Origin of the sequence: Marinomonas polaris DSM 16579 (assembly GCF_900129155.1) — a bacterium.
Lineage (GTDB): Bacteria > Pseudomonadota > Gammaproteobacteria > Pseudomonadales > Marinomonadaceae > Marinomonas > Marinomonas polaris.
The window spans coordinates 138023-144496 of record NZ_FQVF01000014.1 but is presented as its reverse complement, the minus strand read 5'-3'; the positions used below and the strand labels follow the sequence as shown (position 1 = coordinate 144496).

General features: G+C 43.6%; 6 protein-coding genes and 8 tRNA genes. All 14 read right to left on the bottom strand.

From position 1 onward, the window contains the following. Window positions 1-89: 89 nt before the first annotated feature. Window positions 90-166, bottom strand: a tRNA-Asp gene (locus tag BUA59_RS15545). A 51-nt stretch (window positions 167-217) separates the two neighbouring features. Further along, window positions 218-293 (bottom strand) — tRNA-Val (locus BUA59_RS15540). Window positions 294-338: 45 nt separating this feature from the next. After that, window positions 339-414, bottom strand: a tRNA-Thr gene (locus BUA59_RS15535). A 187-nt stretch (window positions 415-601) separates the two neighbouring features. Next, window positions 602-677: transfer RNA gene (locus BUA59_RS15525), tRNA-Thr, on the bottom strand. 40 nt (window positions 678-717) lie between these two features. After that, window positions 718-793: transfer RNA gene (locus tag BUA59_RS15520), tRNA-Thr, on the bottom strand. Between the two features lie 44 nt (window positions 794-837). Beyond that, window positions 838-913 (bottom strand) — tRNA-Thr (locus tag BUA59_RS15515). A gap of 40 nt (window positions 914-953) precedes the next feature. Then, window positions 954-1029 (bottom strand) — tRNA-Thr (locus tag BUA59_RS15510). A gap of 13 nt (window positions 1030-1042) precedes the next feature. Next, window positions 1043-1119, bottom strand: a tRNA-Pro gene (locus BUA59_RS15505). A 288-nt stretch (window positions 1120-1407) separates the two neighbouring features. Further along, window positions 1408-1704: an integration host factor subunit alpha gene (locus BUA59_RS15500; RefSeq protein ID WP_012070280.1), complete on the bottom strand. Its 297-nt coding sequence runs from the start codon at window positions 1702-1704 to the stop codon at window positions 1408-1410. A 4-nt stretch (window positions 1705-1708) separates the two neighbouring features. Next, entirely contained in the window at window positions 1709-4093 is a 2385-nt protein-coding gene (gene pheT, locus BUA59_RS15495; protein WP_072840598.1) for a phenylalanine--tRNA ligase subunit beta, read from the bottom strand. Between the two features lie 22 nt (window positions 4094-4115). Further along, window positions 4116-5111, bottom strand: a complete 996-nt coding sequence (pheS, locus tag BUA59_RS15490; RefSeq protein ID WP_072840597.1) for a phenylalanine--tRNA ligase subunit alpha — start codon at window positions 5109-5111, stop codon at window positions 4116-4118. Between the two features lie 129 nt (window positions 5112-5240). Then, window positions 5241-5597, bottom strand: coding sequence for a 50S ribosomal protein L20 (rplT, locus tag BUA59_RS15485; RefSeq protein ID WP_012070283.1), 357 nt, complete (start codon window positions 5595-5597; stop codon window positions 5241-5243). A 47-nt stretch (window positions 5598-5644) separates the two neighbouring features. After that, window positions 5645-5839 carry a 50S ribosomal protein L35 gene (rpmI, locus tag BUA59_RS15480; protein ID WP_012070284.1) on the bottom strand — a complete coding sequence of 65 codons (195 nt, stop codon included), beginning with the start codon at window positions 5837-5839 and terminating at the stop codon, window positions 5645-5647. Window positions 5840-5932: 93 nt separating this feature from the next. After that, window positions 5933-6466: a translation initiation factor IF-3 gene (gene infC / locus BUA59_RS15475; protein WP_072840596.1), complete on the bottom strand. Its 534-nt coding sequence runs from the start codon at window positions 6464-6466 to the stop codon at window positions 5933-5935. Window positions 6467-6474 lie beyond the last annotated feature (8 nt).

The following is a 6474-nucleotide window of genomic DNA, read 5'->3' as shown; positions in this document are numbered from 1 at the left end:
ACATTCGCCTTGTAAGGGCGACGCTCTCCCAACTGAGCTACACACCCGCTCGTAAATTTAACTCTTTGCCTTACTTAACTAATAAGTAATGGCGGAATGGACGGGACTCGAACCCGCGACCCCCTGCGTGACAGGCAGGTATTCTAACCAACTGAACTACCACTCCAACACAATCTAGCTCTTTACTTATTATTCATAAGTACCACTGCTTAGTAAGTGGTGGGTGTGGAGAGGTTCGAACTCCCGACATTCGCCTTGTAAGGGCGACGCTCTCCCAACTGAGCTACACACCCAATCATTGTTTAACGTTTTTATTCCAGCTTACTTTATTAAGTAAGTGGTGCCGCCACCAAGAGTCGAACTCGGGACCCTCTGATTACAAGTCAGATGCTCTACCAACTGAGCTATAGCGGCTTTAATAAAAGCAAAATCTTTTTTTATTCCTACTCTTCATTCCTAAAGAAAGAAACTTCGACCAAATTATGGTGCCGCCACCAAGAGTCGAACTCGGGACCCTCTGATTACAAGTCAGATGCTCTACCAACTGAGCTACGACGGGTGATGTTTAACGTTTTTATTCCAGCTTACTTTATTAAGTAAGTGGTGCCGCCACCAAGAGTCGAACTCGGGACCCTCTGATTACAAGTCAGATGCTCTACCAACTGAGCTATAGCGGCTTAACGCTAAAACAAATTTTAATTTACAAACTTAAGTAAGTGGTGCCGCCACCAAGAGTCGAACTCGGGACCCTCTGATTACAAGTCAGATGCTCTACCAACTGAGCTATAGCGGCTTAACGCTAAAACAAATTTTAATTTACAAACCTAAGTAAGTAAATGGTGCCGCCACCAAGAGTCGAACTCGGGACCCTCTGATTACAAGTCAGATGCTCTACCAACTGAGCTATAGCGGCATTACATGACGCAGTTCACTTTTACAAACTTCTTAAGAAGTGGTGCCGCCACCAAGAGTCGAACTCGGGACCCTCTGATTACAAGTCAGATGCTCTACCAACTGAGCTATAGCGGCATTTCTCAAATTTTGGTCGGGACGGCAGGATTTGAACCTGCGACCACTAGCACCCCATGCTAGTGCGCTACCAGGCTGCGCTACGCCCCGAAACCAACAGCTAAAGAGTTAAACTCTGTCCCTGTCAGCGGGTGCGTATATTACTATAACGAATTGAAAAGGGAAGACTTTTATAAACTTTTTTTCAATTTAATCATGACGCTAGAAATTTAGGAGTTTATCGCTTAAACATTGATCTAAATATGATTCTACTTTTCATACTAGCCTTATTAACCAAAGATACACACTATACGGCTCAACACTAGATAAATAGGCGCATTGAACAGCTAGATACAAAAAAGCCATCCCAGTGGATGGCTTTTTTAGAAACATTTCGAACTACTCTTGCATATAGTCTTCTACTTTTGACTTAAGCTTCTGCCCAGGTCGAAAAGTAACAACGGTACGCGCAGTAATTGGAATCTCCTCTCCCGTCTTAGGATTTCGACCAGGGCGCTGACTCTTTTCGCGCACTTCAAAATTACCAAAGCCCGACAACTTAACTTGCTGTCTTTCTATTAGTGAACTACGCACTACGTCAAAAAAACCTTCTACAAGATCTTTGGCGTCTTTTTTACTTAGACCAATTGAATCCACTAAATTTTCAGCAAGGTCCGCTTTTGTCAACGATCCCATAAATCTACCCCCTTACAACGGCTCCCAACTGCTCAGACAAAGCTGCAACAGTTTGTTCAACTGAGTTGTTCACTTCTTCATCACTAAGAGTGTGTGAAGGATGCTGCCACGTCAAGCCCAAAGCGACACTTTTTTTCGTATCATCAATACCTTGGCCCTGATAAACATCAAAAACCAATACATTTTTAAGTGCATCACCAGCCGTTGCAGAAATCACTCTCTCCAACTCACTAACAGGCACAGAACGATCAACTAATAATGCCAGGTCACGACGAACTTCAGGGAAACGAGAAACAGCCTTATATTCAGGCAAAGTTGCATTCAATACAGCATTTAAAGCGATATCAAATACATAGATAGGTTGATTCGCACCTAATGTCTTAGACAATTGAGGATGCAACTCCCCTATCAAACCAACAAACTTGCCATCCAAAAAGATATCAGCGGAGCGACCGGGATGTAAAAACTCACAATTAGAGCGCTCGTAAGTTGGCTTGCCGCCGTCATTTAAAGCAAACAAAGCTTCTACGTGTGCCTTCAGGTCATAGAAATCAACCTTTTCACTGCCGTGATACCAAGCTTCAGCATGACGAGTACCTGCAATTAGGCCAGCCACTTGCTGCTGCTGATCCAAATCAGCCAAAGCCTCAACAGAACCAATAAAACGACGACCAGTCTCAAATAAACGAACACGCGACTGCTGACGATTCTGATTGTAAAGATACGCTTTAACCAATCCCGGCACCAAACTTGGACGCATTACACCCATGTCTGCTGAAATAGGATTCGCCAATGGCACAGGCTCGATGTTAGGTAGAAATTGCTTGCTCAACACAGGATCAATAAAGCTATAAGTAACCGCTTCTTGATAGCCCTGTGACACCAAGATCGAACGCAATACTTGAATCTGAGTTTTAGTCTCTGACAAAGGCGTAAAGTTGACCGCAGCCTGAGGCATAGAAGAAGGAAGATTGTCGTAACCGTAGATGCGGGCAACCTCTTCGATCAAATCAGCCTCTATAGCGATATCAAAGCGATGAGATGGTGCTTTTGTCGTCCAAGCTTCCTCAGTGACCTCAACCATCTCCAAACCGAGACGAGTCAAAATATCTGTCACAAGATCTTTGTCGATAGACATTGCTAAATACTGATCAAGCTTTTTACGACGCAGGGTTACTAATGCAGCTTCAGGCAAAGAAACCTCATTAACCGCATGCGTAATTGGACCAACTTGACCGCCAGCTATTTCTACAACTAGCGCAGTAGCCCGTTCAATTGCTCGTTCTTGCAGAGTTGCATCTACGCCACGCTCAAATCGATGAGAGGAATCTGTATGCAAACCATAAGAACGCGCTTTACCAGCCAAAGACAATGGCGCAAAGAAAGCACTCTCTAAAAAGATATCTTTCGTCTCTTCGTTAACCCCAGACCCTTCGCCACCCATTATGCCAGCAATAGCTAGTGGTGATTTTTCATCAGCGATAACCAAAGTATCATCACGAAGTGTCACTTCCTGACCATCAAGCAAGACGATTTTTTCATCTTTTTTGGCCATTCGCACAACAATCGAACCTGACAAATTTGCCAAGTCGAAGGCATGCATCGGCTGACCCAACTCAAGCATCACATAATTAGTGATATCTACAATTGGATCAATTGAGCGAATACCACTGCGACGGAGCTTCTCAACCATCCATAAAGGAGTCTGAGCTTTAACATCAACACCACGCACAATACGACCCAAATAACGAGGACAAGCATCTGCCGCATCCACTCTCACAGGGAAAGCATCATCAATAGCAATGTCAGCCGGAGTGACGCTAACAGGTGTCACATCAGTTTTATTTAAAACACCCACTTCGCGAGCCAAACCAGCAACACTTAGACAGTCACTGCGATTAGGCGTCAGATCAACATCAATTATCTGATCATCAAGACCTAAAAAAGCACGAAAGTCTTCGCCTGCTTTAGCAACAGCTGGCAACTCCATAATACCATCATGGTCATCACTCAACCCCAATTCAGAGGCAGAGCACAACATACCAAAAGACTCCACTTGGCGAAGCTTGGCTTTTTTAATTTTAAAATCAGCACCTAACACTGCGCCAATTTTAGCAAAAGGAATTTTGATACCTAGACGCGCATTTGGCGCACCACAAACCACCTGAAAGATCTCTTTGCCATCAGACACCTGACATACTTGCAATTTATCAGCGTTCGGATGAGGCTCTGCACCGATAATCTCACCCACTACTACACCCGAAAACTCAGAGGCAGCAGGTAAAACCTCATCCACTTCAAGGCCAGCTAACGTTATCTGAGCAACCAAATCATCGCTACTGATGTCTGGATTGACCCACTCTCTTAGCCAATTCTCACTAATTTTCATAAAAACATCCTAGGTCGACTGGTTACTTGAACTGTTTAAGGAAGCGCAAATCGTTCTCGAAGAACATACGAAGGTCGTCTACTTTATAGCGCAGCATAGCAAAACGCTCTACGCCCATACCAAAAGCAAAACCTGTATATTTCTCGGAATCAATTCCTGACATTTCAAGCACTTTCGGGTGAACCATGCCACAACCCAACACTTCCAGCCAAGACTCTTCGCCCTTGCTGTTTGTGCGCATAATGTCTACTTCGATTGAAGGTTCAGTGAACGGGAAATAGCTAGGACGGAAGCGCACTTTTAAATCATCCTCAAAGAAGACGTTTAAAAACTGTTGCAAAATACCCTTTAGATCAGCAAAGGAAATATTTTCGTCAATTAACAAACCTTCAACCTGATGAAACATAGGAGTATGAGTTTGATCTGAATCACAACGATAAACACGACCAGGACAAATAATTCGAATTGGCGGCTGCGTCGTTTCCATTGTGCGCACTTGAACAGGAGATGTATGCGTTCTTAGTACGGTTGACGGATTAAAGTAGAAGGTATCTTGCATTGCTCGCGCAGGATGATGCGCAGGAATGTTTAGAGCTTCAAAGTTATGATAATCGTCTTCAATTTCTGGCCCTGAAGCCACATCAAAGCCAATACCACGAAAAAAGGTTTCAATACGCTCCATTGTTCGAGTCACTGGATGCAAACCACCCACTTCTTGACCTTTACCAGATAAGGAGATATCAATCGTCTCAGTCGCAAGCTTGGCGTCTAACGCCGCTTTCGCAAGAGATGATTTACGCTCAGTAATTTTTTCCTGAACTTGATCTTTTGCTTCATTGACCAGCTGACCAAATTTTGGTCGTTCCTCTGCAGAAACATTACCAAGTTGCTTCAACAAAGCAGTCAGAGCGCCCTTCTTACCTAAATAATGCACACGTACATCATCCAGTGCGGACTCACTCTCAGACGCAGCTACTGCGCTTAGCGCATCAGCAAGAATCTGCTTTAGGTTCTCCATTTACACACTCCAAAAAATAAAATAGGGGAAGAACCATTGGCTCTTCCCCTATCAAAGACTGCATTGAGTAATTCTTTCTTTTAAGACGAAATCTTTCAAGATCGAATCACCCTAAGGCTACGTCAGAAATTAAGCCAAGCTTACTTTCGCTTTTTCAACGATAGCAGCAAAAACTTCTTTCTCGTACACAGCTAGGTCAGCCAAAACCTTACGGTCGATTTCAATTGCAGCTTGTTTCAAGCCAGCAATGAAACGGCTGTAAGATAGACCATTGATACGTGCAGCAGCGTTAATACGAGCAATCCACAATGCGCGGAATTGACGTTTACGCTGACGACGGTCACGGTACTGATACTGACCAGCTTTGATAACAGCTTGTTTTGCTACACGAAATACACGACTACGTGCACCGTAGTAACCTTTAGCTTGCTTTAAAATCTTCTTGTGACGGCGACGAGCCTGAACACCACGTTTTACGCGAGGCATAATATAAACCTTATACTAATAAATTAATGAACTAAAAAAATCTAGACTTAGATGTATGGCAACATGCGTACAATTAACGCTTTGTCGCTTTGCGCAATCTGGTTCATAGAACGAAGATGACGCTTACGCTTAGTCGATTTCTTAGTCAAAATGTGACTAGTATGAGACTGCTTATGCTTAAAACCATTCGCGGTACGTTTGAAGCGCTTAGCTGCGCCACTGTGTGACTTAATTTTGGACATGATAAAACCACTCTCGCATTCGTTAATGTTAGTGTAATTTCTTAATAAATCAGTCTTTAAGAGCCGAAGCTCTTAAAGCTAAATTATTTAAAATTACTTCTTCTTTTTGGGGCCTAGCACCATCGTCAATTGACGACCTTCCATTTTCGCGGCTTGTTCTACTACACCATAATCCTCTAAGTCTATTGCGACTCGATTCATAAGCTGCATGCCAAGCTCCTGATGGGCCATTTCACGACCGCGGTATCGTAGTGATACTTTGGCCTTATCCCCGCCTTCAAGGAAACGTATCAGGTTGCGGAGTTTTACCTGATAATCCCCTTCCTCCGTCCCTGGACGGAATTTCATTTCTTTAACTTGGATCTGCTTCGCATTTTTCTTTTGAGCAGCTTTCGCTTTCTTCGCTTCGAAAATATGCTTACCGTAGTCCATGATTTTGCAAACAATCGGATCTGAATCAGCAATTTGCACTAGATCTAAAGTAGCTTCTTGAGCTGCTTTTAGTGCCTCTTCTAGAGAGACAACGCCAACTTGTTCACCATCAGCTGCGATTAAACGCACTTCAGTTGCTCGAATGTTCTCGTTGATTTGAGGGCGCTGCTTACTAGCTGCACGCCCACGATTCATATTACCTT